Source organism: Clostridium sp. Marseille-Q7071, assembly GCF_965112025.1.
Window position 1 is genome coordinate 1,138,286 of the sequence record NZ_CBCOPR010000001.1, and the last position, 25,530, is coordinate 1,163,815.

Genomic DNA, 25,530 nt, shown 5'->3' on the forward strand with positions numbered 1-25,530 from the left:
GTAAAAATAATAAGTCAGTATGTTAGCCTATTTTGCATCATACTGTGTTGTTGGAACCAATCTATTAATTACTATGAATGGAACCTAAGGTCTTGTCTGATATAAAATAAACTAACATCTTTACTCTATTATTTTCTTTCAGATGCCTTATAAATTATCATTAGCTTAAAAAGCTATAACTAATGCATAGGGAGGATAAAAAATGATAAAGTCATTTGATGAAATTATTGGTAAGGTTAAATCTCAAGCTATAAAAACTGTTGCAGTTGCAGTGGCTCAAGATGAACCGGTGTTAGAAGCTATAAGAGATGCTAAAAAAAATGGCATTGCAAATGCTATATTAGTTGGTGACAAAGAAGAGATAATTGCTATTGGTAAAAAAATAGGAATGAACATGGATGACTTTCAGATTATTGACGAAAAAAATGTAAATGCTGCTGCATTAACAGCAGTTAAATTAGTATCAAGTGGTAAAGCTGACATGATGATGAAGGGATTAATAGATACAGCTACATTTCTAAGAGCAGTATTGAACAAGGAAGTGGGACTGAGAACTGGAAAGCAAATGTCGCATATAGCAGTATTTGAAATTCCAGGATATGATAGATTAATATTTTTAACTGATGCAGCCTTTAATATGTATCCGGAATTAAAAGAAAAGGTAGATATAATTAATAATGCTGTTATGGTTGCAAAAGCGGTAGGCGTTGAAACTCCAAAGGTAGCACCAATTTGTGCTGTGGAAGTTGTAAACCCAGCAATGCAAGCAACACTAGATGCTGCTATGCTTTCAAAAATGAATGAAAGAGGTCAAATAAAAGGATGTATAATTGATGGTCCACTAGCACTTGATAATGCATTATCAGAAGAAGCAGCTCATCACAAGAAAATATCTGGTCCAGTTGCTGGAAAAGCAGATATATTACTTATGGCCAACATAGAAGCTGGCAATGCAATGTACAAATGCTTAACATATACAACAGAATCTAAAAGTGGTGGATTACTTGCTGGAGCAGCAGCACCTGTTATAGTTACATCTAGAGCAGATTCACCAGAATCTAAGATGAATTCTATAGCTTTAGCTGCACTAGTTGCAGAAAGTAGATAGTTTAGGAGGATAAATTTATGGCATTTAAGTTACTTATTATCAATCCAGGTTCAACTTCAACAAAGATTGGTGTGTATGAAGACACAAATCCTATATTAGTTGAAACACTAAGACATAGCTCTGAAGAAATTGGAAGATTCCAGGCTATATATGACCAATTCAATTTTAGAAAAGAAGTTATATTAAATGTATTAAAGCAAAAGAATTTTGATGTTAATACATTAGACGCAATTGTTGGAAGAGGCGGACTACTTAAGTCAATTGAAGGTGGCACATATGCCATAAATAAAGCTATGTTAGAAGATTTAAGAGCAGGAATACAAGGACAGCATGCATCTAATTTAGGTGGAATAATAGCTAATGAAATAGCTAAAGAATTAAACATTCCAGCCTACATAGTTGATCCGGTAGTTGTAGATGAAATGACTGATATAGCTAGAATTTCTGGTATGCCAAAATTAGAGAGAAAGAGTATATTTCATGCACTAAATCAAAAGGCTGTTGCCAAGAGATATGCTAAAGAAAAAAATATTAAATATGATGAATTAAATTTAATAGTAGCTCATATGGGTGGTGGAATTTCTGTTGGAGCCCATGAAAAGGGTAAAGTTGTTGATGTTAACAATGCATTAGATGGAGAAGGACCATTTTCACCAGAAAGAAGCGGTGGATTACCAGTTGGAGACTTAGTAAGTATGTGCTTTAGTGACAAATACACCAAAGAAGAAATTAAAAAGAAAATTACTGGTCAAGGTGGATTTGTGGCATATCTAAATACAAACGATGCTAAAGAAGTTGATGATAAAGCTTTAGCAGGAGATGAAAAATATAAATTAATATTCGAAGCAATGGGATATCAAGTGGCAAAAGAAATAGGTAAGTGTGCAGCAGTTCTAAAAGGAAAAGTTGATGCTATAATATTAACAGGAGGAATTGCATATTCTAAATCAATGGTAAACTACATTAAGGAAAGAGTTGAATTTATCTCTGAAGTAGTAATTTATCCAGGAGAAGATGAGTTATTAGCACTTGCTGAAGGTGGATTAAGAGTTTTAAAAGCAGAAGAACAAGCTAAAGAATATAAATAAAAAGGTGATAATATGAGTAGAATTAGGGTTTTTACAGGACATTTTGGAAGTGGAAAAACAGAAATAGCAATAAATTATGCCATAAACCTAGCAAAAGAAGGGAAAAAGGTTGCAATAGTTGATTTAGATATTGTAAATCCATATTTCTGTGTTAGAGATTTAAAAACTGAATTAGAAAAGTATAACATAAGGGTTATATCTTCTAACCCAGATTTCGTAAATGCAGAGCTTATGGTAGTACCAGCAGAAGTACTTTCTGTATTTAATGATAAAAGCTATGATGTGGTATTTGATGTAGGAGGAGACGACTCAGGAGCAATAGGTTTAGGTCAATATAACCGATATTTTAAAGAAGAGCCTTATGATATGTATTTTGTTATAAATGGAAATAGACCATTTACATCAAATAATATAAATACTAAAGAATATATAGAAATGATACAAAGAGCTTCAAGACTTAAGGTATCTTACTTAATATCAAATACTAACTTATCCTATGAAACAACTAAAGAACATATAGTTAAAGGTGATAAGGAAGTTTCAAAATTAAGTAAAGATCTTAATATACCTCATGCATTTACAGTTTGCACTAAAGATTTAGTGGATGAAGTAAAAGATGAGATCAGTGGAAAATTATTCCCAATAGACATTTTTATGTTACCACCATGGCGAAAGTATGAATAGTTAGAATTTTAACAATTAAGAAAATTGACAGCGAATTCATACAGCGTTAAAATGGAGTGGACAACCATAAAAATAGTTATCTGAAATGCCAAATTATTGAAGTATAGGGTTTGGCATTATAAGGAGGTAGAAGTTATGGCAAAAGTTATCTTTAGAGAAGAAAGATGTAAGGGATGTGGTAACTGTATAGCAGCATGTCCTAAGAAAATAATAAGCTTCTCTGAAAAACTAAACTTAAAGGGTTATCATCCAGCTACAATCACTGAGGATAAAAAAGATGAATGTATTGGATGTGCGTCATGCGGAAGAATGTGTCCAGATCTTGTAATTACAGTTGAAAAGTAAAGAGGAGGTTAGATTCATGGCAGAAAAAGTATTAATGAAGGGAAATGAAGCTATCGGTGAAGCAGCTATTAAAGCTGGATGTCAATGCTTCTTTGGATATCCTATAACACCACAAACAGAAATCTCAGCATATCTTTCAAGAAGAATGCCTCAAATAGGAAGAGTATTTTTACAGGCAGAGAGTGAAATTGCAGCTATAAACATGGTTTATGGATCATCAGGAACAGGAACAAGATGTATGACATCTTCAAGTTCCCCAGGAATAAGCTTAAAGGCTGAAGGAATATCATATATAGCAGGTGCCGAACTTCCTTGCGTAATCGTTAACATTGTAAGAGGGGGTCCAGGTTTAGGTGGTATTCAACCAGCACAATCGGACTATTTCCAAGCAACCAAAGGCGGAGCTCATGGTGACTTTAATATGCCAGTATATGCTCCAGCTTCAATACAAGAAATGGTTGATATAATTCAAGATGCTTTTGATGTTGCTGAAATATACAGAACTCCTGTAATGATAATGGGAGACGGTATGATGGGTCAAATGATGGAGCCTGTTGAATTTAAAGAAAGAGAAGCTAGAGAACTTCCAGTCAAAACTTGGGCTGCTGAAGGACTAAGAGGAAGAAAAACTCATAACGTAATAAATTCTCTTTACTTAAAACCAGAAGGTTTAGAAGATCATAATAAAAAATTACAAGCCAAATTTAAAGCTATAAAAGAAAATGAAGTTAAATATGAATTATTTAATTGCGATAGAGAAAATGAATTAGTGTTAGTTGCTTATGGAACAACTTCAAGAATTTGCAAAAATGTTATTAAAATGGCAGAAAAAGAAGGTATTAAATTAGGTTTAATAAGACCAATAACTTTATGGCCATTCCCAGTAGAAGCTTTTGATAAAACTATAAATAATACAAAAGGATATTTATCAGTTGAACTTAGCTGTGGACAAATGGTTGAAGATGTAAGATTAGCAGTTGAAGGAAGAAAGCCAGTAAGCTTCTTCGGAAGAAGTGGTGGAATGGTTCCAAACCCAGATGAAATTTTAGATAAAGTAAGAGAAATAGTAGGAGGTGCTAAGTAATGGCTATAGTATTTGAACCAACAAAAGCATTATTAGATGTTCCTACACATTATTGTCCAGGATGTACCCATGGAGTTATCCATAGATTGGTAGGAGAAGTTTTAGAAGAGTTAAATGTTTTAGATAAAACAATAGGAGTTGCTCCAGTTGGATGTTCAGTTTTAGCATATGATTATTTTGCATGTGATATGTTTGAAGCAGCGCATGGAAGAGCACCAGCAGTTGCAACAGGAATAAAAAGATCAAAACCAGATTCAGTAGTATTCACATATCAAGGAGATGGAGACCTTGCTGCAATAGGAACTGCAGAAATAGTTCATGCTGCAACAAGGGGAGAAAATATAGTTACTATATTCGTTAATAACTGTATATATGGTATGACAGGAGGACAAATGGCTCCAACTACATTACCAGGACAAGTAACAGAAACTTCACCATATGGAAGAGATGTAAAAACTCAAGGACATCCTATAAGAGTTTCAGAAATGATAGCTACTTTAGAGGGTGCTTGCTATGTTGAAAGAGTGTCTGTAGATAGTGTACCAAATGTACTTAAAACTAAAAAAGCTATAAAAAAGGCTTTTGAGAATGCTATAGCAGGAAAAGGATTCTCATTAGTTGAAGTATTATCAATATGCCCAACTAACTGGGGATTATCTCCGAAGGAGTCAATGGAATGGTTAAGAAGCAATATGATGCCATTTTATACTTTAGGAGTTAAAAAAGACTCAACTGTGGAGGTGAAGTAATTATGGCATCACAAGAAATTATATTTGCTGGATTTGGAGGACAAGGTATTCTTTCAATGGGTAAATTCTTAGCTTATGCAGGAATGGACGCTAATAAAAACGTTTCTTGGCTACCATCTTATGGTCCAGAGATGAGAGGAGGTACAGCTAACTGTTCTGTAATAGTTACTGATGAGCAAGTTGGATCTCCTATAGTTACTAAACCAACTTCTGTTGTAGTAATGAATAGACCATCATTAGATAAGTTTGAAAAAACATTAGTTAAAGGTGGATTATTAATAATAGATAGTAACTTAGTAGATAGAGATATTGAGAGAACTGACATTGAAGTTATAAAAATTCCAGCACAAGATGAGGCTACTAAAGTAGGAAGTAGTCAAATAGCTAACATGGTGCTTTTAGGAGCATTAGTAGCTAAAACTCAAATAGTTTCTATGGATGAATTATTAGAAGCTTTAAGAGGACATGGAAAAGAAAAATTCTTTGAAATTAATAAAAAAGCACTAGAAATAGGAGCTTCATACACTAAATAATAAAAGGGTCCCATTGTTTAAACAATGGGACTTTTTTATACAATTAAAAAAATAAGTTTAATTAAAACTAATTTCAACTATAAATCTTCATACTTAATTCTTAATTTCTATAGAATTCTCACTAATTAAGTTTCCCTCAAATGAAAAAACTAACAATTCTCTTGGTTGCAAAAAAAATCAATCAGAACCACCGGTTTTACCAGTAATTCTGATTAAAATATAAAACATATTACAAAGTTTTATATCTTTTTAACGTCTTTATCTTCATGTGCTTTAATATAGCCTTTATAGCTACAGTTTGGACATTGAATTTTATAATTGTTATAAGTAAGAAATGATTTATTTGTCTTAGAATCAAAGATAAAGCCACATTCTGGACAAATAAAATAGTATTTCTTAATTGTGTTTTTAAAGATAAAAATAATAATTAGTGTTAAAGATATTACTATAATTATAGGCAATATACCAATAATAGAAGAATGCATTCTTCAATAATCCCCCTTTATGATTAAACCAATAATAAATTATATATTACCGAAAATAATAACTTTAGGCAAGAACATTCCACAATTAGGCATCTTAAATATAATTATCATAGTAGATTAGTAGTTTAAAACTAGTTAAAAATTGCTTTTATCATATAGAGAAATAAAGTATTAACTTTCTTACTATTTCAAATAAAGGTGCAGAATTGTGAACTATTAATTTAAAAGTTATGATTTTGTTGTAATTATATTATATTAAAATAAATGATAATTTACATCCTGTTTAAAGAAATTTTAAAATAATATTGCATGACGAAACAATGTTATGTTACAATGAGTTTATAAAAAATAGATAATATTTTTAAAATGAATATTTTAGTTATAAAAAATATAATTTTTATAATTAAATAGCTACAGCATAAATAATAATTTTGATAAATTTTACACGTAAATCATTTCAGAAAGTTATGTTAGAGGATAGATTTATATTTGAGAAAGAGGGAATGTATATGTCATTTGATAAAAATGAATTAAGAGAATTAAAAATTACAGGCAGTGGAAGTTCTTCAGGTGGTAAATACGATGAAGTAAGTATAAGCGGAAGTGGAAAAATATACGGTGATACGGAGTGTAATGATTTCAAAATAAGTGGTAGTGGGAAAGTAATTGGAAATTTAGATGCATCAGAATTTAGAATAAGTGGCAGTGGCGGAGTAGAAGGAAATTTAAAATGTAAATCAGGAAAAATTAGTGGTTCAGGTAAGGTGCTAGGACATGTTGATTCAGAAGATTTTAAGATAAGTGGAAGCGGAAAAATTGAAGGAGATTTAAGTGGAAAAGAGATTACAATTTCTGGCTCAGCAAAGGTTTTAGGTAGTATTTATGGAACTGATGTCAAAATTTCTGGTGGAGTTGATATTGAAAAGAATGTAGAAACAGATAATTTTCAAATGACTGGTAGCTTTAAATCAAAGGGCATGTTAAATGCTGAGAATGTTAATATATATTTAGGTGGAATTTCTAATGTAGAAGAAATAGGTGCTACTAATATTGAAATTTTAAAAAGGCCTTCAAGAAATAATATAGTAGCATTAATAGCTAAAGTTATTGGAAATAATTTTGGAACACTAACTACTAAAGTTATTGAAGCAGACGAAATTTATCTTGAGAATACTAGAGCGGAAGTTGTTAGGGGAAAAAATGTTATAATAGGTGATGGTTGTAACATAAAGTTGGTAGAATACAAAAATGAACTTAAAATATTAGGCGATGGGATAGTTGGTGAAGAAAGACATATATAAAATTAAAACCAAAGAAAAGTGGGAGGTGATAACTTGGAGGATTTAATATCTAAAAAAGAGCTTCTAGAAGTGACTAATATTTCCTATGGTCAACTATATAGGTGGAAAAGGAAAAAATTAATTCCTGAGGAATGGTTTATAAAAAAATCTAGTTTCACAGGGCAGGAAACCTACTTTCCAAAGGAAAAAATATTAGACAGAATAGAAAAAATTTTATCCTTTAAAGAAGATATGCAACTGGACGATTTGGCAGAAATGTTTTCACCTAAGGTTCAAATTGATAAGAAGAGTAAAGAAGAACTTTTGAAGCTAAAGATTATAGACGATTCTACTCTAGACATCTATAGTAAGATATATGGTGAAAAGGAAATATACGATTTTGATCATATACTCTCAATGTATATTTTAGATTATATTTTACCTAAGGGAGAGATAACTTTAGATGAAGCTAAATCTATAATAGTTATTATAAATAATAATTATATGGAATTTCAAAATAATAATTATAAAATATTTTTAATGAGGAAATTAGGAGTTTCTTTCTGTATAGCCACTGTTGAGAATAACAACGTAATATTAGATGAAACCGTAAAGGTCGTGCTAAAATTAGAGTTATCTAATTACATAGAAGAGTTAAAATTAAAACTAGTGTAACTTAAGAATAATCCTATTTTTTAGAATTACTATAATCATATTATCATATAATCTATAAGTAATACTAATTTAGGAGGAAATCAATGAGGGATGAATTAACTAATATATTAATTTCGTTTAAAGAAAATAATATATCTGTTGATAATGCCAAGATGTTAATTGAACGATTATATACTCCTTATAAAGGAAAAAATATAAGTATTATAGTATTTCAAAGTGGAAAAGAGCCTGTTAAGCTTAAATTGCCTATAAAATTTGTACTTTCTGTAATTAAAACCTTTGGTACAATACCAAATTTAGGAATAAAGCAATTAGAATCAATTGACTTAAGAAAGCTTTCAAAACTTGTATCAGTAGCAGTACAAGAGAAGATTACAGGTGAAATTTTAGAGGTAGAAACAGATGACCATAATATAATTAAGATTTCTATAGTGTAAACCTTAATCAATGGAGAATTGAGAATGGGAAATTGACAATTATGGTTGAAATTAATTCTGCAAATTAATTTCTTTAATAGATTTTTGTAGGGGCGAACAGTGTTCGCCAGTTCTCTTTTGTTTATGTATCATAATTTAATATAGATTAATATTATGGCGAGCACTGTTCGCTGCTACAGTTAGGTAATTAATATAGAAATTAATTTTTGCTATCATGAAATTTCTAGCTTTTTATAAAAAGTTACTGCGTAACTTCAAAGAAGAATCAATTTAAGACACTTCTCAGTTTTTGCTGAGAAGTGTCTTAAATTGTAAATTGAAAAAGTTTTAATTAAAATACTTAAAACGCCAACTTTTTTAACATATAAATTAAATTTGAACTGGTATAACTATAGGTACATTTAAAAGCATGATGTAAGTCATGCTTTTTTTACTTGAGGTCATTGTCGCAATTTCCAATTTCTTCTCATATTGTAGAGGTAAGGGTTTTATATTATAATAACAATGTATATTCATTAATAATTTATGAAAGAAACTATATTTATATAAAATTTGATGTTAGACATCTAAAATAAAATGACTGGTGAAGATGTCTTATACAAAATTAGAGAAAAACGGATTAGAAAAGAGGTAAAAATATGAGTAGAATATTTGGTACTGACGGTGTTAGAGGCATTGCTAATAGTGAGTTAACGGTAGAACTTGCGTACAATTTAGGACGAGCAGGAGCTTATGTATTAACTGAAACAGCGCATAAGCCTAAAATATTGGTTGGAATGGATACTAGAATATCAGGACAGATGCTTGAAGCAGCATTAGTTGCTGGAATTTTATCTGTTGGTGCAGAAGCTGTTTGTTTAGGTGTTGTTCCAACTCCAGCTGTTGCTTATTTGATTAAGAAATATAATGCTGATGCAGGAGTAGTTATATCTGCTTCTCATAATCCTGTTGAGTATAATGGTATAAAATTCTTTAATAAAGAAGGATTTAAATTAAGTGATGAATTAGAAGATAAAATACAATCTACTATAGAAAATAGCTTTAAAGAAGTACCTGTTCCTGTAGGTACAGACTTAGGAAAAAAATCTATAGTTGATACAGCTATTGAAGATTATGTTAATTTTGCAATTTCAACAGTTGAAGGAAATCTAAAAGGATTAAAAATAGCAATAGATTGTGCACATGGTGCTTCATACAAAACTTCAGAATTAGCTCTTAAAAAATTAGGAGCAGAGGTTTTAACTATAAACAATACTCCAGATGGATGTAATATAAATTTAAACTCTGGTTCAACTCATCCTGAAGGATTAATTAAATTCGTTGTTGATAACAAATGTGATTTAGGACTAGCCTTTGATGGTGATGCTGATAGATGTTTAGCAGTTGATGAAAAGGGAAACCTTGTTAACGGAGATTTTATGATGGTAATTGCTGCAAAGCATTTAAAACAGCAAGGAAAGTTAAATAAGGATACAGTAGTTGTAACTGTTATGAGTAATTTAGGATTAGATATAGCATTAAAAGAAGAAAATATAAAAACTATCAAAACTAAGGTTGGAGATAGATATGTTTTAGAAGAAATGAAAAAGAGCGGATATAGTATAGGTGGAGAACAGTCAGGGCACGTTATATTCCTAGATTATAATACAACAGGAGATGGATTAGTGTCAGGATTACAACTTGCTTCAACAGTTAAAGCAAGTGGAAAAACTTTAAGTGAACTTTCCTCAGTTATGACAGAACTTCCACAGATATTAGTTAATGCTAAAGTTCCTAATGATATGAAAAATATTCATAATGAAGATAAGGAAATAATGGATGAAATAGCTAAAATGGAAGCAAGACTTCAAGGCTGTGGAAGAGTATTAATAAGACCTTCAGGAACAGAGCCTTTAGTAAGAGTAATGCTTGAAGGAAAAGTTCAAAGTGAACTAGATGAAATGGCACATTCACTAGCTGAATTAATAGAAGAAAAAGCAAATAAATAAATTTTTTAACTAGCAATAATTTTATTGCTAGTTTTTTGCTTTAGCAGAATAGTAGTGCAGCCATGAAAGGATCCTCGTGAGGTGCAGTACTTGATTTAATAAATAATTTTATTGGAACTTAATTCTTAATAAATTAATATATTCAAAAATTGTATATTATAAGCTGCACATTGTTAATTCAATAACATTATTTAATTATTAAAAATTCATTAAGTTACTAAACTTAAAGTTTTTATATGCAATAATAGAAGAGAAACAAATTTATTATATAACTCTACTTAATTATAAGTTAATAATTATAAACTATGAATTTAACCTTACTCTCAAGAACTTAGCCAATTGAGAATTGACTATGGAGAATTGACAATTATGGTGGAAATTAATTTCTTAGAATGAATCAATTATGAATTTCTTCAATTTTATGAAGAAATTCATAAAAGTTGTCAAAAATGTACTTGTATTTATAAAAGTAATGAGTTATTATATACTATATTAAACGATATAAAATAATATGTATTGCATATTATTGATAAGGGGGAAAACAATGTTAAAGGTTGAAAATCTAACAAAGAAATATGGGAAAACCTTAGTGGTAAAGGATATATCCTTTGAGGTTAACGATGGAGAGATTGCTGTACTTTTGGGACCAAATGGTGCAGGAAAATCAACCACTATAAAATCAATCTTAGGATTATTAAAAACTAAGGGAGAAATTAAGGTGAACGGATATGAGAATAAGTCTATAGAGGCTAAAAGAGACTTAGGATTCATCCCAGAAATGCCAGTTTTATATGATTGGTTGACAATAGAGGAACATGTTGAGTTTGTATCTAAGGCTTATGGAATAAAAGATTATAAAGAAAAAATGGAAGAGTATTTTGAGAGATTTGATTTAGAAGATAAAAGAAGCAAGCTTGGTAGAGAACTGTCTAAAGGTATGCAGCAAAAGGTTTCAGTTATTTGTGCTCTAATTACAAATCCGAAAGTAGTTTTATTTGATGAGCCAATGATAGGACTTGATCCTAAGGCGATAAAAGAGATTAAAGCAATTATTAAAGAATTAAAAAATAATGGTTGTACTATTGTTATTTCAACTCATATTATAGATTCTGTAGATGAACTTTGGGATAGAGCTTTAATAATGGACAAGGGTGAGATTATAGTGTCTAAGTTAAGATCCGAAGTCGAAGAGGGTGGAGAATCACTAGAAGAAATTTTCTTTAGAGTAACAGAAAAAAGTAATAAAGAAGCAGAAGAAAAGTAGGAGGTGGGATAAATGAAACCATTACTTTATATACATTATAGAAGCTTCATTAATTTTTTTAAGGATATGGTTAAAAAGCCTCTAAAGCTTTTAGGTATGATTTTTTATGTTGGACTATTAGTCTTTGCAATAATTGGAGGGTTAAAAAGTGCAACAGGTGGTGATTATAAATCACCAGAAATACTTTTAGCTATAACATCAGGCGTTTGTATTTTCTTTTATGGATTAACCTTATTTGGTAGCGGAAGTAGTAAGGGGCTATTTAGAAAAAGTGATGTAAACTTTGTATTCACATCTCCTATTAAGCCACAAAAGGCAATTGTTTATGCATGTATTAAAAATATGGCACAGCTTCTTATTTTTGTTATTATGATTGCATTTAATTCAGCTACATTGGTGAGGTTCTTTAATTTAAAAGATACAGGTTTAATAAATATTTATGTATCAATAATTTTTTGCTTAATTTCAACTAGTGCGGTATCTGTATTATTAATATCATTAAATACTAAATATCCGATGTTAGATAAAATAACTAAGTATATAGCATATATACTAGGTGCAGCTCTTGTTATACAATTTGGATTTAGTTATTTTTCTACTAATAGCTTATATGAAGCATTTATAAACACCTTTAATAGTAATGTTTTATATTATGTTCCACTACTAGGATGGAATATGCAGATAGTTAAAGGTGGATTAGTTGGTTTTGAAGTTAACACTATTATTTTCATAGGAGCATTTTTATTATTTATAGCTGTAATAATTTATACTATAAATAGAATGAACTTAGAGTATACAGAAGAAATGGTACAAAAAGCAGAAGAGTTTGAGGAAGCGCTAGAATCTGTTAAAGATGGTAAGCAAATGAATGTCTTCAGCAAAAAGGGAAAGGCAAAAATGCTAAGAGAAGCTAAAGTTAATTACAACAAAAGTGGTGCTGCAACAATCTTTAAAAGACAGATATTAGAATTTAAAAAGCGTGGAGTATATACTCAAGGATTAAAATTATTAGCATTTACGTTAATCACTATTATAGCAACATATAAATCAGGAGAAAACGGCTTTAATATAGCACTTGGAATAAATTTATATTTTGCTTTTATAATGACAATGTCTGGAGCAATAGGCGGAGAAAGAAAAAAACACTATATTTATTTAATTCCAGATAGTAATTTTAATAAGTTATTTTATAGTACTTTATTTGATAACTTAACTACTATTTTTAATGGATTAGTAATTTTCTTACTTCCTGCTATTATATTTAGAATAAGTATAATTAATATAGTATTAAATATAGCTATATATTCAATGTTCCATTATTATTTAAGATATAATGAAATAATATTTAGTAAGTATTTAGGAAATATATTAACAAAACAATTAAAACCACTTATATATTCCTTACTTTTGGTTATAACTTTAGTGTTAGGTGGATTAATAATTGGAGTAATGGCAGCTTACATTGGTGAAGCATTCACTGTCATTTATGGTAAAATAATAGCATTAATATATATAACAATTTTATGTTTCATATTTATGATATGGGCAAAAGCTGTATTTAATAATATGGAATTAGAATAAAGGGATTTAAGAATAGCAATAGAAGATAGCTTTGAAAGAGGCTATCTTTTTTTATGATTAAATTAATAGCTATAATACATAAAACTTTATTATTTTCCAAAATTTAAGTTTAAAAGTTGTATTACTATATGAAAGGCTTTTCAAACTAATAAATTTTGGGAGGAGGGGTATTGTGGATGATAAAGAAATCATCAAATCAATATTAGAGGGGAATAAGAATGATTTTGAAAAAATACTCATTAAATATGATAAAAAAGTATATGGATTTATATGTAAACTTATAGGAGATAAACATATAGCCCAAGACTTGGCTCAAGAGACTTTTCTTAAGGCATATAGAAATCTTTATAATTTTGATCGCAATAAAAATTTCATAACTTGGCTTTTTACTATAGCTAAGAATACCAGTTTAAATTATTTAAAAAGTAATGAATCTAAAAGCTTTGAAAAAATTGACGAAGAATTTGCCCATGATTTAACACCAGAAGTGGTTATTGAAAATAAAGAAAACATGAAAGAATTATATGAATTAATTCATAGTTTGCCTGAAAAATATAGAGTTCTAATACTACTTAAATATGTAGAAAAGCTAACTGCAGAAGATATAGGAAAAGTTTTAAACCTGCCAAAAGGTAAAGTAGAATCAAGACTTTATATAGCTAGGCAAAAACTTATATCCATGAGAAATAAGAATAATGAAAAGAAGGTGAAGAATTTATGCATGATAAAAGACAATTAAAACTTATAAAGAAGTTATTTAATATAGAAAAAACATATGATATAAATTCTGAAGAAGAGGCCATTCTCGAAGAAGAGCTATTAGACCTGTTTGAAGAAGAAATACTAGATAAAAATTTTAGAAGTAATGTAATGGAATTAATAAATAAAGAAGAGGTTGAATTTAAAAATAAAAAGTTGAGAAAAAATAAAAAATCCTTAATAGCAGCCTGTGCAGTTATAATAGCTTTAATAATAATATTGCCCTATAACAAAGTTATAGTAGATGCTCTTGAACAATGGGTAAGAAATATAACTATTAGCAATAAGAATATCTCACAAACTTTTAAAAGCGTAGAAGACATAGAAAGCTTGATTGATAGGAATGAAGAAGGAAAATTAGATGAGTATGAAAAAATGAAAATGTTTAGACCAATCTGTAGAAAAGAATATACTAATATTAATTCAAAAGAAGCGGAAGAATACCTTAAAAATGAATCAATAATACAATTGTATAAAGTTGGTGATTTGGAATTGCATAATATGAGATATCAAGAATACAATAATTATAAGAGTTTTGAATATCATTTTTTACGTAGAATAGATAAAAATATGGAGGATTATGGAAACGTTAATGTTGTTATAGGGCAGCATGAGGAAGTTTTTACAAATATGACTACTTACAGCAAAAACAGTGAGTTTAAAAAAGTTAAAGTATTATCTTATGAAGGGGTATTTGAAAATACAACATCTGAGTATGAAAGTAAATGGGCCTATTCAAAATCTATTATTGTACCTATTCCAGAAGAAAAAATAGAGGTGAGATTAGAATTTCAGAATTATTTAAGTGAAAATTTTGAAAAAGAAGTAATAAAAATGATGGAGCAGATAATAAAAGAAATAAAGAGAAATAAGAATTTAAAAGTAGTTACTGAGAAGAAATATGATACTGCAAAAGAGGGAGAGAAATATATAAAAGAGCAATCAATTATAGAATTATATGAACTATTAGGAATACAATTGGATAGTATGGAATATAAAAAGTATACTACTAAAGAAAAATTCAGCTATTTATATATAGATAAAAATCTTGAGGCAACATCTTCTAAGAGTATAAATAATATTAGTATAGATATAACAAAATATAATAAAAATAATAGCAGCAATATATCAGTACCAGTTTCAAATTTTGAAAAAGTAAAGATTCTATCTTATGATGGAATATTTATGACACCTTTTGATGATGGCGAATGTCTTGAATTATACATGCCAGATAAAAAAATTAAGATACATTTATCTTCCACTAATTACATCAACAAAGTAGACGCAATAAAAGCCATGGAAACAATAATAAGAGATATTAGTAAATAATTAAATATGGATTTTAAAAGTGGTATTTAAGATGTTCTTAGATACCACTTTTTTATATAAATTATAACAGAGTGATTTTTATTTACTATTTATTCTAATTAAATTATCATATAAATTAGAAGCTCTGGAGGTAAATTGAAAAAGTTGAGAATGCTGCTGTATTAAATGAGAGAAATAGATTAGCAGGAGAAGTTCATGAACCATAGGTTGCAGTCTTACTACAACTCTTCATTATCAATCGTCAATTCTCAATTATATAAGGGTGCAGTACTTAGTTAATTGATGATTAAAAATTAAGAATGAGGAATTATGGTTGAAATTAATTTTTTACTATTAATACAATTGCTAGTTTTTCCACCTCTGGGGAACAGTGGTGAAGCCCTTTAGGGTTCCCCTGAGGTACAGCAAAATTCGGAGCAATACCTAATAAGCTTAACCAATATAATGGAGATACAGAGTACAATTAAAGTATTAATTAATTTACAGTAAGTTTTATGCGATTTATATGTCACACTAAATAACCCCAAAAAACAATCTCTAATCTTAAACGAATTGTTATTTGGGGTCGTAAATATAATGATATAATAATGCCATTTTTATGAGGTGAATATTTGTTGGCATAAATTAACATTGACCATTTTAAATTACTTGAATATAATAAACTGAGATTTAATTAGTTTAAATCTTAAATTTTTAAAGCGCCAGAACTTATAGAGTTTTTATTAGTAAAGCTTTCAAGAAAGCAATTACTAAAGAGCTTATAAGTTGACGAGGATGGGGAGTATCGAATCTTCGGCGGGTGCCCCACGGTATCGCACTACCGTTAACGATTGACAAAAGCAGAGAGTAATTTCTGTTACAAATCAATCTGGTGTTAAAACCTTATTATGCAATATAAGGAAATGGCTCTATTTTTATGGTATTTATTGAATATTGTGACAAATGGCCTTTGCTTATCTTTGTGTAAAATATTTTAATATGGAAGGAAGAAGATTTTATGTGCGGAATAGTAGGTTATTTCGGAAAAAGAGAAGCGTCACCATTATTAGTTGAAGGTTTAAGTAAACTGGAGTACAGAGGTTATGATTCAGCAGGAGTTGCTATTTTAGAAGAAGGTAATCTTGAAATAGCAAAGTGCAAGGGAAGACTTTCTTGTCTTGAGGAAAAGTTAAAGGAGAGTCCTCTTCATGGAACAATAGGAATAGGACATACAAGATGGGCAACACATGGACAGCCATCAGATGTTAACTCACATCCACATTCAAATGGAAAGAAAACTATAAGTGTTGTTCACAATGGAATTATAGAAAATTATATCAGTATTAGAGAGTGGTTAATATCAAAAGGATATGAATTCACATCTGAAACAGATACAGAAGTAATACCTCAGCTTATAGATTATTACTATGATGGAGATTTGATTAAAGCTGTAATGAAAGCAGTTTCCAAAATGGAAGGGGCTTATGCAATAGGAGTTGTTACAACTCATGAACCAGATAAGATGGTGGCTGTAAGAAAAGATAGCCCACTTATAGTTGGTCTTGGAAAAGATGAAACTTTTATAGCTTCAGATATACCAGCAGTTTTAAATCAAACTAGAGATATTTATTTATTAGAAGATAAAGAATTTGTTATTATAACTAAAGATGGCGTTAAAATAATAAATGAAGACGAAGAAGTTGTAAATAAAGAAGTTTATCATGTAACTTGGGATGCAGATGCTGCTGAAAAGGGCGGATATGAGCATTTTATGATAAAAGAGATACATGAACAACCAAAAGCAATAAAAGATACAATGACATCAAGAATAGTTTTAGGACAACCTATAAAACTTGATGATATTCATATAACTAAAGAGCAAATAAATAAATTAAATAAAATTTATATAGTTGCTTGTGGAACAGCATATCATGCTGGAGTAGTTGGAAAATATGTTATAGAAAAGCTTGCTAGAATAACAGTTGAGCTTGATATAGCATCTGAATTTAAATATAGAGATCCAATTTTAGATGAAAATTCATTAATGATAGTTATAAGCCAATCAGGAGAAACAGCAGATACTATGTCAGCATTAAGGCTTGCTAAATCTAAAGGTGCAAGAGTTATAGCTGTTACAAATGTTGTAGGAAGTTCAGCTTCAAGAGAGGCAGATGACGTTCTATACACTTGGGCAGGACCAGAAATAGCAGTTGCATCAACAAAAGCTTATGTAACTCAGCTTATAGCAATGTATATAATTGGATTATTCTTTGCACAAAACAAAGAAACTCTATCAAATGAGGAAATAGAAGAAATTAAAGCCGCAATGCTAGAACTTCCAGGAAAGGCAGAAAAAGCATTAGAATGCAAAGAAGTAATACAAAAAATGACTTCAAAAACATCTATGCAAAAGGATATGTTCTTCTTAGGAAGAGGACTTGATTATGCAGTAGCAATGGAAGGTTCATTAAAGCTTAAAGAAATATCATATATTCACTCAGAAGCATATGCTGCTGGAGAATTAAAACATGGTCCAATAGCATTAATTGAAAATGGAACTATAGTAATAGCATTAGCAACTCAAGAAGAGTTATACGATAAAATAGTGAGCAACGTTCAAGAGGTTGTATCAAGAGGAGCTAAGGTGTATATGATAGCACAAGAGGGACATTGTGAAGTACAGAAAACAATTAACTCAGCAATCTATATACCAAAAGTAATGGATTTACTAGCACCAGTAATTGCAGTAATTCCACTACAACTATTCTCATACTACATGGCAATAGAAAAAGGCTGTGACGTTGATAAACCAAGAAACCTTGCTAAATCAGTAACAGTTGAATAAGATATTAGTTTAAATAAAAAAAAGAGAAAATCAGAAATAAAATTCTGATTTTCTCTTTTTTGTTTTGAATAAAAACCTAAATGAGGATAGAGAGTTATATTCATACACTGATGGATATGCAGAAGCATCAGAAGGAATAAATACTTTTCTAATAAGTCATAAATATGAAATAATGCCTAAGATAAATAAATTTAAAAGTGATAGAAGAGCAAGAAGAATAAAAGAAGATGAGCATACAAAAATGTATATCATTGAAAATAACCAAGTAAGAACTGTAGTGGATATGGGATGAGAGAGTTTGATTATGGGATTAGAATTTACTAATCTATATAATGTACAAGAAAAAGGTGAACTAGAGGAATTTGTTGAGATATTAAAACTATTAGAAAAAAGAAATGATGTAAAATCAGTAGAAATTATCATTGGTGAGTTACCAGAAGGTAGAAAAGGTAAGAGATTTGTCAAATTAAATGATGAAGTAACTAAGAGAAAGTATGCTATTGGGAAAATAGCTATAATGGATGGTAGAGAATACAGCTTGATAGAAATTGAAAGGGAGACTAGATCGTTATCAATGTTAATATTAAAAGTTAATACATATGTAAATTGGAATTGGGTTTATAGTAAAGTGTTAATAGGATTAATTAATGAAAGTGGTAGATGGAGTAATGAGAGTATAAATGCTATACATAATTTTGAAATATTAACGTATGGAATAAAACATGGATTAAAACTTAATTATAAGATAATTATTACATTAATGGGAAATTTTTATATAATATAGTTGGTAAGAATAGAATAAATTGAGTAAAATATAAGGGAGAATATTAATGAATAATATATATCTACCTTCTTTAAAAAGTATAAATATAAAATGAACCAAAACTTTATTAATAAAGCTAGAACGATAAAAAGAAAAGAAGATATTCTTGATAGTAGAGTGTTAGAGAAATTTGAAATTGAGAGAAGATATTGGGAAAAGCAAGATATTAGTTGGGGAATAGTCACGGAAGAAGAAATTGATAAAGTGTTAGCTAAGAATATAAGCTATTACTACGAGTTAAATGATATTATAGTTACGAGGGGGTTTATTAATGAAAATGAATGAAAAAACATATCTAAGTATAGAAGAGATTATTTCATTACCAACCTTATCAGGTACAAACATAAGTGATGATGGCAAAAACGTAGCATTTGTCAAGAAGACAGCTAACTGGAAAGACAATAAATATAGGAATTATGTATGGATATATGAAAAAGATAAGGGGCAGTGTTACCCATTAACAACTAGGGATATAGATAGTACATACCCATTATGGTCTCCAGATTCTAGGGATATCGCATACCTTAGCCCAGTTGGTGACGGGGATAATAAGAAAGATCAGATCTTTGTTAAGTCAATAGATGGTTATAGTGGGGTTCAAATTACTGATGAGAAAGAAGGGGTCAGTAAATTCAAATGGGAGCCTACTGGCAAGGGTTTTTATTATGTTGCACAGTCAAAAGAATCTGAGGTGATAAAAAAACGTAAGGAACTATATGGAGATTTCCATCATATAGGTAAGGAATACCAGAATAATTGTTTATATTACATTGAAATAGAAAAAGTGATACAAAATGATAAATATGAACACGAAAATGGCGTTGTTTATCAACTAACTGATGGTAAGGATTTTCATATCCATGAATTTGATATTTCAAATGATGGGAAAAAGGTTGTATTTATGGCTACACCAAGCCCAAATATGGGAGATTATATTAATGGAGATCTATACATACTAGATATTAAAGCTGGAGAGCTACAAAAGATGAATATGGATAAGTTGTTGGGAGGGAGTGTTTGCTTTTCTCCTGAAGGCAGCAAAATATGTTATTCAGCAAGCATAAGGGAAAAGGATTACTATAAGACCCATATAGAAGACAGCACACTAGAGATATATGATATTAATAATGGAGAGCTAATTCAACCTTTAACAGATTTTGATAGTACGGTTATTCCATTACGGTGGACAGCTAAAGGAATTTTAATTAGATGGCAGAATAAAACTAATTATCTTATTGGGTTGCTATCTGAGAATGGCACTGTGGAAATGTTAAGCAAAAAAGCAGATAGCTTTATAATGGATGCTTCTATAACAAGGGATGGAAATCATATATCCTATAATAAGGCTATAACAAATGAAACCTTTGAAATCTATTTAGACGATAAGAAAATAACGAATGAAAATAGCTTTTTCAAAGGAAAGCTTAAAAGTAACAAGGAAATAATCTCATGGCAAAGTAGTGATGGCATTGAAATAGAGGGAGTTTTATCAACCCCAGTAGAGTTTGACGCAAATAAAAAATATCCCTTATTAGTGGTAATTCATGGTGGTCCGGCTTGGGCATCCTTTCCAATGTTTTTAGATTATTTTAATGAGAAATATCCTATTGAACAGTTTATCGAAAAAGGCTTTATAGTTTTAGAACCAAACTACAGGGGAAGTTCTGGTTATGGTAATGAATTCTTAAAAGAAAACTATAGAAAACTGGGAATTGCTAACTACGATGATGTTATATCTGGAGTGGATAAACTAGTTGGCAAAGGGATTGCAGATAAAGATAGAGTAGGGGTTATGGGATGGAGCAACGGGGGATATATATCAGCTTTCTGTTCTACATTTAGTAGTAGATTTAAAGCTATTTCAGTTGGAGGTGGAATTACTAATTGGAGTACCCATTATGTAAATACAGATATACCTTATTTTATTAGGATGTATTTAGGAAATAATCCATGGAATGATCCAGAGATATATGCTAAAACATCACCAATGACATATATTAAATCAGCCTGTACTCCTACCTTAATCCAACATGGCGAAAAGGATGCAAGAGTTCCAACTCCAAATGCATATGAGCTATATCAAGGATTAAGTGATATGGAAGTTGATACAGAATTAATTATATTTAAAGGAATGGCATATAGTTCGGACCAGCCAGGAATTAATATGGCTATTATGAAGCAGAATTTGATGTGGTTTTCACACTATATTCTTGGAGAAAGTATGAAAGATTTTAGGGTTTTATGATTAATAAATGGATATCCTCATAGGATACATAAAGAGGAAACAGTCTTCATAAGGAAGCTTTTTTTCTTATTTAGCCTGTGATTATAGCTCTATGATTTCCATGTGAATTTCCAATGTATAATACTCTAGCAACTACATTGACTTACAATTTTATAGCAACGTTATGGCATTAAGCTCCCTGTACCTTTGTATGGGTACGGAAACGATTCGTGTAAAAACTGCAATAGGATAAAAACGTGGCTCAGATATGGAATTTTACATATTTGCCACGTTTTCTTCTTATAAAAGATTAATTAGACCTAGAAGACAAAGGAAGAAATGAGGAAATTGTAATTATAAAGACTTGGAAGTTATGATAGTGTTATAGTAATTATCGCTATTCCTATTATACCAACATACACTAGTTATTTTTGTTGTAACCTAATAATTACTTCAAATAAACAGATAGATTATTTCTAACTACAAAACTAGCCTTAACCTAGCAATTTAAATGGTTAAGGCTAGTTTTAGTATTTGCATATAATATGTTTCAACTTATCATATGAAAAACTTTATAAATAAATTATTAAGCCTCAGATATGCACCTCCTATTACTGCAATAATGTATAATGAAGGTTGGATTAATTATAAGGTGAAAATACCAATAAAATGATATATGTAAAATTTATAGGTTATAGATTTTGAATATATCATTTTATGTATGTATAATAATCTATAGTCTTATTAGTAATAGTAAGGCTAATTTGTTTTTAGAAAGGTATTTTAAAATGAGAAAAAAATATTTAATTGCTCTGGCAATTACTTGTATTCTTTGTATTACTGGTTGTAGTAATTCAAGTTCAAATATCGAAAACTATCTTAGGAGTGGGACACCAATTGATTCAAAGGCAAAAGACATTATGCCAAATCTAGAGGATTTGCCTGAATGTGAAGATATTGAATACAAATATACAGATAAGTCCATGTTAATTTTTAAATCTCATTCCGTTGCCCTTATTGTGAGCTATGATGATGATACATTCAAAAGTGAAAAAGAGAAATTAGGTGAACAATATACTTTTTTAGATGAAAAAATCAGCTCTTATTTTGATAAAAGCAAATATTACATTCCTGAATATGAATTTTCAGTACAGAGTTATACTTTTAGAGTTATAGATAAGAAGGGTACTTCTAATACGGAATTTCCTAAGTCTTTTGGAATGATTGGAATATCTGAAGAGAAAAAAAGTATAGCATATTTGTATTTTTATGATGGAGATTTAGATTATATAGGAGAAGGAAATGAAAAAAATCCTATGGATAATTTCGTTAAGGAATATTTTAAATATAATTTTTAGCTATACATTCTCTATATTATAAGCATTAACTTTAGCTTATAATTTTGATATTGAACAATTTTAGTATAGAGTTAAATGGCTAAAAACTATTAATAATGTAGTAATTAAATCAAAGTTTATATGGGGAAAATAGGAATTGAGTTTTTTTCTCAGTGAAATTTCAATTCTCACATTTATGTAATATTTATTTATCATAAATTATAAAGCCTCTTCTAGTAAATAACAAGAAAAGGCTTTATAATTAAACTATTCATCCCATAAAACTTTATTTAAATAAGGTTTTAAATAATTACATCTTTCTTCAAGAGATTCTTTATCGTTATAATAGAAATCATTAACGCCTGAACATCTATCTATACAAAAATACCTTACATTACAATCTTTACATTTAGGTATATCATCAACAATACTTTTTCTAACTTTATTATTGATAAAGTTTATATATTCTTTAGAAGCAAATATTTCATTTAGTTCATCATTTAGAATATTTCCGAAGTTATATTCTTTATTATCTAAAATAAGGCATGGATGTAATTCTCCTAAATCATTAATGGAAAATTTACCAGTTCCTGCTCTGCACGCTATATTACATTCTAGACATTCTCTGACTTCCTCTAAATCATCGGAGTTATCTAATTTCAAATTTGAATAGTTATCAACTCCAAGGTTACTATAATTATCAAAACCTCTACCAAGAGGTACAAATTTTCTAACTCCTCCAGTAACATCAAGCTTTTCACATAATGAGTTAAAATCATTTTCATGGTTTAAATTTTGATTTGTTGCTGTCATTGTGAGAATTATAGTCTCTTTATTAAATCCTACTTCTTTAAGATTATATATAGCTTGTATAATTTTATCATAAGCGCCTTTTCCTCTTATAAATTCAGTAGAGGCTTTGTCATAACCATCCACACTAATAGAAACAGCGGTCACACACCTTTTTAATAAATGGGCAATTCCTTTATCAATTAATGTTCCATTTGTTATTAAATTTACTACACCTTTAAAATTGTTTCGAATATACGGAAGTAAAGTTTCTATATCTTGTCTTATTAGAGGTTCTCCTCCAGTTATAAGTAGAGTGTCTATATCTAATTTAAAAATTTTATCTAAAATTAATTTAATTTGATTAGTAGATAAAGTATCTATGTTGCTTATGTCAGAAGAAGCAGCACAATGTAGACATTTAAGATTACACTTATTAGTTACTTTAAATTCAATTTCTTTTATATTAATTTCGTCTTTTTCATTAGACTTTACAATGATCTCTTCATCAAATAGAGTTTTAAAAGCCTCCGATAGTTCCTGCTTCTCTGTTATATCATCTAAACTATCTATATATTTTAATGGAGCTACCTTATTATCTATACAATATTTTATTTTATTTAACATAGGTTTATTAATGATTAACCATATACCAGAATCACCATTTATTATTATAAATTCATCTCTATTTTCCATAAACTTTACATATTTAGAAAAACTGATGTTATTATCATTTAAGTTTATCATGTAGCACCTGCTTTCAAAGTTATTTTATAAAAAGAAAACACCAAAGCATGTATTTACTATGGTGTTTTCTTTATTCGATAAAGTCTTAATATTCTGCAAATTTAAGGTGTTTTTTTAAGTCGTTAGGAGATACCTTATCACTCCGTTATTTTGATATAATTCATTACAAAGAATAATGTAAGAATATAGGTTATTACCTTTTGTTATCTACATAGTTCAGGGTCACCAGCATACCAAACATATGTTGGTACTAATTGAGCTTTTTTATTCTTTCCGTAAACTTTCATTTTATATCCCCCTCTCTAAAATTAAATAATTATTTATATTATATTTCATTAAATATAATATAAGAATATTAGGTTACACATAATGTACCATATATTTGAATATGTTTCAAGTAATTACATGTAATTTAATGGTTGTATTGGGTTATATCTCATATTATCTAATTGTTTTTAAAATAATTTTATAATAAAAAGTATAAGAATTGTAAAATTTCACAAGTTGAGATATTAAGAAATTAATTACTTCAAAGATTCAAATGAATGTAATTTACACCTATAAAATTAGACTATGAACTATTTAATTAATTCTAGTAAAGATGTACTTTAGAGAATTATTTAGGAAAAATTGATACCATAAAACTAGCATTGGTTAATTTTTTCATAGAGTAAATACATATATATGTATTTATATCACTAATATATATGAAGGTGAAAACAAAAAGTTTCTATAAATTAGACAATTTATAGAAGTATCATAATTAATTATAATGGACGAGCCAGCGTATACATTAGATAAAGATAGTTGACAATTAAAGGAGATATTACAAAATGATAAAGAGGGGAAAATATTAAGTGTATTGATTGCAATTTAAGATTCGAAAATTTGAATATTATTGGATAAGACGAACTTATTCAAATAATACAAGCTGTAACCAAAGGAGCACTAGATAAACAAGAGAAAGAGAGTATTTTTAATTTGGAATCATTCAAAACTGACAATATTTCGATATATTAAAGGATATTGATTTTAATAAAGAATGGTGTTTGACAGCATATAATAAAGAGTGCGCTGTTGCGTTGGTTGTTCCACAGAAATTAAGAGATAACTTTGGAACTATTAATTACATTGGAGTAATTCCAAATGAAAGAAGCAAAGAAATTGTAGATATTTTAATTAAAAAAGCAAATCCAATTTTACTTAATAATATTACTAAGATTATTGCAGATACAGATGTAAACAATTGGACTACGCAATGAGTTTTAGAGAGAAATAAGTATAAATTAGATGGAAAAGTTGCAATTATAATATAGGTTTGTGAAAATGAATGTATAGAAATTTAATATTTAAAAGCTAAGTCTTAATGAAAAAAGCATTAAAAACAAAGTTTAATC

At 29.1% G+C, this 25,530-nt stretch carries 24 protein-coding genes; 22 read left to right on the top strand and 2 right to left on the bottom strand.

Going from position 1 to position 25,530, the window contains the following annotated elements; all coding sequences use genetic code 11:
• Positions 1 to 202: 202 nt before the first annotated feature.
• From ptb to ACWPW7_RS05470, 7 genes are all read left to right on the top strand, one after another.
• A complete protein-coding gene (gene ptb / locus ACWPW7_RS05440) occupies positions 203 to 1,108 on the top strand; it encodes a phosphate butyryltransferase (protein WP_454052657.1) in 906 nt (301 codons plus the stop codon).
• Positions 1,109 to 1,125: 17 nt separating this feature from the next.
• Positions 1,126 to 2,196, top strand: a complete 1,071-nt coding sequence (buk, locus tag ACWPW7_RS05445; protein ID WP_454052658.1) for a butyrate kinase — start codon at positions 1,126 to 1,128, stop codon at positions 2,194 to 2,196.
• A 12-nt stretch (positions 2,197 to 2,208) separates the two neighbouring features.
• A complete protein-coding gene (locus tag ACWPW7_RS05450; RefSeq protein WP_454052659.1) occupies positions 2,209 to 2,880 on the top strand; it encodes a nucleotide-binding protein in 672 nt (223 codons plus the stop codon).
• Between the two features lie 135 nt (positions 2,881 to 3,015).
• Positions 3,016 to 3,225: a 4Fe-4S dicluster domain-containing protein gene (locus ACWPW7_RS05455; protein ID WP_039635976.1), complete on the top strand. Its 210-nt coding sequence runs from the start codon at positions 3,016 to 3,018 to the stop codon at positions 3,223 to 3,225.
• A 16-nt stretch (positions 3,226 to 3,241) separates the two neighbouring features.
• A complete protein-coding gene (locus ACWPW7_RS05460) occupies positions 3,242 to 4,309 on the top strand; it encodes a 3-methyl-2-oxobutanoate dehydrogenase subunit VorB (protein ID WP_454052660.1) in 1,068 nt (355 codons plus the stop codon).
• Positions 4,309 to 5,058 carry a thiamine pyrophosphate-dependent enzyme gene (locus tag ACWPW7_RS05465; protein WP_454052661.1) on the top strand — a complete coding sequence of 250 codons (750 nt, stop codon included), beginning with the start codon at positions 4,309 to 4,311 and terminating at the stop codon, positions 5,056 to 5,058. Before ACWPW7_RS05460 ends, ACWPW7_RS05465 begins: the two co-directional genes overlap by 1 nt.
• Positions 5,059 to 5,060: 2 nt before the next feature.
• A complete protein-coding gene (locus tag ACWPW7_RS05470; protein ID WP_291561139.1) occupies positions 5,061 to 5,591 on the top strand; it encodes a 2-oxoacid:acceptor oxidoreductase family protein in 531 nt (176 codons plus the stop codon).
• A 239-nt stretch (positions 5,592 to 5,830) separates the two neighbouring features.
• On the opposite strand, the gene ACWPW7_RS05475 is transcribed toward ACWPW7_RS05470, so the two are convergent.
• Positions 5,831 to 6,076 carry a hypothetical protein gene (locus ACWPW7_RS05475; protein ID WP_291561142.1) on the bottom strand — a complete coding sequence of 82 codons (246 nt, stop codon included), beginning with the start codon at positions 6,074 to 6,076 and terminating at the stop codon, positions 5,831 to 5,833.
• 509 nt (positions 6,077 to 6,585) lie between these two features.
• Between ACWPW7_RS05475 and ACWPW7_RS05480 the strand changes: the two genes are divergently transcribed.
• The 14 genes from ACWPW7_RS05480 (at position 6,586) to ACWPW7_RS05545 (ending at position 22,618) form a co-directional block, all read left to right on the top strand.
• Positions 6,586 to 7,377, top strand: a complete 792-nt coding sequence (locus ACWPW7_RS05480) for a polymer-forming cytoskeletal protein (RefSeq protein WP_454052662.1) — start codon at positions 6,586 to 6,588, stop codon at positions 7,375 to 7,377.
• Between the two features lie 33 nt (positions 7,378 to 7,410).
• The gene (locus ACWPW7_RS05485) at positions 7,411 to 8,031 is read left to right on the top strand and encodes a YhbD family protein (protein WP_454052663.1); all 621 of its coding nucleotides are present in this window, start codon (positions 7,411 to 7,413) and stop codon (positions 8,029 to 8,031) included.
• 83 nt (positions 8,032 to 8,114) lie between these two features.
• Positions 8,115 to 8,468 (top strand): hypothetical protein, encoded by a 354-nt coding sequence (locus ACWPW7_RS05490; RefSeq protein ID WP_454052664.1) that lies wholly within the window; start codon positions 8,115 to 8,117, stop codon positions 8,466 to 8,468.
• Positions 8,469 to 9,106: 638 nt separating this feature from the next.
• Complete coding sequence (glmM, locus tag ACWPW7_RS05495; protein WP_454052665.1) at positions 9,107 to 10,456, top strand: phosphoglucosamine mutase; 1,350 nt, start codon at positions 9,107 to 9,109, stop codon at positions 10,454 to 10,456.
• A 544-nt stretch (positions 10,457 to 11,000) separates the two neighbouring features.
• A complete protein-coding gene (locus ACWPW7_RS05500; protein WP_454052666.1) occupies positions 11,001 to 11,720 on the top strand; it encodes an ABC transporter ATP-binding protein in 720 nt (239 codons plus the stop codon).
• Positions 11,721 to 11,732: 12 nt separating this feature from the next.
• Positions 11,733 to 13,301: a putative ABC exporter domain-containing protein gene (locus ACWPW7_RS05505; protein WP_454052667.1), complete on the top strand. Its 1,569-nt coding sequence runs from the start codon at positions 11,733 to 11,735 to the stop codon at positions 13,299 to 13,301.
• A 172-nt stretch (positions 13,302 to 13,473) separates the two neighbouring features.
• Complete coding sequence (locus ACWPW7_RS05510; RefSeq protein WP_454052668.1) at positions 13,474 to 14,040, top strand: RNA polymerase sigma factor; 567 nt, start codon at positions 13,474 to 13,476, stop codon at positions 14,038 to 14,040.
• Positions 14,019 to 15,389: a hypothetical protein gene (locus ACWPW7_RS05515; protein WP_454052669.1), complete on the top strand. Its 1,371-nt coding sequence runs from the start codon at positions 14,019 to 14,021 to the stop codon at positions 15,387 to 15,389. The genes ACWPW7_RS05510 and ACWPW7_RS05515 overlap by 22 nt, the downstream gene beginning before the upstream one ends.
• 997 nt (positions 15,390 to 16,386) lie before the next feature.
• Positions 16,387 to 18,213 carry a glutamine--fructose-6-phosphate transaminase (isomerizing) gene (gene glmS / locus ACWPW7_RS05520; protein WP_454052670.1) on the top strand — a complete coding sequence of 609 codons (1,827 nt, stop codon included), beginning with the start codon at positions 16,387 to 16,389 and terminating at the stop codon, positions 18,211 to 18,213.
• Positions 18,214 to 18,277: 64 nt separating this feature from the next.
• Positions 18,278 to 18,505, top strand: coding sequence for a hypothetical protein (locus ACWPW7_RS05525; protein ID WP_454052671.1), 228 nt, complete (start codon positions 18,278 to 18,280; stop codon positions 18,503 to 18,505).
• Positions 18,506 to 18,517: 12 nt separating this feature from the next.
• The gene (locus ACWPW7_RS05530; protein WP_454052672.1) at positions 18,518 to 18,997 is read left to right on the top strand and encodes a Tn7-like element transposition protein TnsE; all 480 of its coding nucleotides are present in this window, start codon (positions 18,518 to 18,520) and stop codon (positions 18,995 to 18,997) included.
• Positions 18,998 to 19,054: 57 nt separating this feature from the next.
• Complete coding sequence (locus tag ACWPW7_RS05535) at positions 19,055 to 19,321, top strand: TnsA endonuclease N-terminal domain-containing protein (protein WP_454055473.1); 267 nt, start codon at positions 19,055 to 19,057, stop codon at positions 19,319 to 19,321.
• A complete protein-coding gene (locus ACWPW7_RS05540; protein WP_454052673.1) occupies positions 19,308 to 21,281 on the top strand; it encodes a S9 family peptidase in 1,974 nt (657 codons plus the stop codon). The genes ACWPW7_RS05535 and ACWPW7_RS05540 overlap by 14 nt, the downstream gene beginning before the upstream one ends.
• A 767-nt stretch (positions 21,282 to 22,048) precedes the next feature.
• Entirely contained in the window at positions 22,049 to 22,618 is a 570-nt protein-coding gene (locus ACWPW7_RS05545) for a hypothetical protein (RefSeq protein WP_454052674.1), read from the top strand.
• 246 nt (positions 22,619 to 22,864) lie between these two features.
• Here ACWPW7_RS05545 and ACWPW7_RS05550 read toward each other — a convergent pair whose 3' ends face one another.
• Positions 22,865 to 24,133, bottom strand: a complete 1,269-nt coding sequence (locus ACWPW7_RS05550; RefSeq protein WP_454052675.1) for a radical SAM protein — start codon at positions 24,131 to 24,133, stop codon at positions 22,865 to 22,867.
• 1,049 nt (positions 24,134 to 25,182) lie between these two features.
• On the opposite strand from ACWPW7_RS05550, the gene ACWPW7_RS05555 reads away from it, so the two are divergent.
• Positions 25,183 to 25,395: a hypothetical protein gene (locus tag ACWPW7_RS05555; RefSeq protein WP_454052676.1), complete on the top strand. Its 213-nt coding sequence runs from the start codon at positions 25,183 to 25,185 to the stop codon at positions 25,393 to 25,395.
• Positions 25,396 to 25,530: the final 135 nt, after the last annotated feature.

What these genes read in the sequence shown, in the direction of transcription:
- ACWPW7_RS05475 (WP_291561142.1), bottom strand. Translation starts at nt 6,076, where the DNA reads ATGCATTCTTCTATTATTGGTATATTGCCTATAATTATAGTAATATCT.
- ptb (WP_454052657.1), top strand. Translation starts at nt 203, where the DNA reads ATGATAAAGTCATTTGATGAAATTATTGGTAAGGTTAAATCTCAAGCT.
- ACWPW7_RS05480 (WP_454052662.1), top strand. Translation starts at nt 6,586, where the DNA reads ATGTCATTTGATAAAAATGAATTAAGAGAATTAAAAATTACAGGCAGT.
- ACWPW7_RS05490 (WP_454052664.1), top strand. Translation starts at nt 8,115, where the DNA reads ATGAGGGATGAATTAACTAATATATTAATTTCGTTTAAAGAAAATAAT.
- ACWPW7_RS05540 (WP_454052673.1), top strand. Translation starts at nt 19,308, where the DNA reads ATGAAAATGAATGAAAAAACATATCTAAGTATAGAAGAGATTATTTCA.
- ACWPW7_RS05470 (WP_291561139.1), top strand. Translation starts at nt 5,061, where the DNA reads ATGGCATCACAAGAAATTATATTTGCTGGATTTGGAGGACAAGGTATT.
- ACWPW7_RS05515 (WP_454052669.1), top strand. Translation starts at nt 14,019, where the DNA reads ATGCATGATAAAAGACAATTAAAACTTATAAAGAAGTTATTTAATATA.
- ACWPW7_RS05465 (WP_454052661.1), top strand. Translation starts at nt 4,309, where the DNA reads ATGGCTATAGTATTTGAACCAACAAAAGCATTATTAGATGTTCCTACA.
- ACWPW7_RS05545 (WP_454052674.1), top strand. Translation starts at nt 22,049, where the DNA reads ATGAGAAAAAAATATTTAATTGCTCTGGCAATTACTTGTATTCTTTGT.
- glmM (WP_454052665.1), top strand. Translation starts at nt 9,107, where the DNA reads ATGAGTAGAATATTTGGTACTGACGGTGTTAGAGGCATTGCTAATAGT.
- buk (WP_454052658.1), top strand. Translation starts at nt 1,126, where the DNA reads ATGGCATTTAAGTTACTTATTATCAATCCAGGTTCAACTTCAACAAAG.
- ACWPW7_RS05530 (WP_454052672.1), top strand. Translation starts at nt 18,518, where the DNA reads ATGGGATTAGAATTTACTAATCTATATAATGTACAAGAAAAAGGTGAA.
- glmS (WP_454052670.1), top strand. Translation starts at nt 16,387, where the DNA reads ATGTGCGGAATAGTAGGTTATTTCGGAAAAAGAGAAGCGTCACCATTA.
- ACWPW7_RS05550 (WP_454052675.1), bottom strand. Translation starts at nt 24,133, where the DNA reads ATGATAAACTTAAATGATAATAACATCAGTTTTTCTAAATATGTAAAG.
- ACWPW7_RS05455 (WP_039635976.1), top strand. Translation starts at nt 3,016, where the DNA reads ATGGCAAAAGTTATCTTTAGAGAAGAAAGATGTAAGGGATGTGGTAAC.
- ACWPW7_RS05460 (WP_454052660.1), top strand. Translation starts at nt 3,242, where the DNA reads ATGGCAGAAAAAGTATTAATGAAGGGAAATGAAGCTATCGGTGAAGCA.
- ACWPW7_RS05500 (WP_454052666.1), top strand. Translation starts at nt 11,001, where the DNA reads ATGTTAAAGGTTGAAAATCTAACAAAGAAATATGGGAAAACCTTAGTG.
- ACWPW7_RS05450 (WP_454052659.1), top strand. Translation starts at nt 2,209, where the DNA reads ATGAGTAGAATTAGGGTTTTTACAGGACATTTTGGAAGTGGAAAAACA.
- ACWPW7_RS05505 (WP_454052667.1), top strand. Translation starts at nt 11,733, where the DNA reads ATGAAACCATTACTTTATATACATTATAGAAGCTTCATTAATTTTTTT.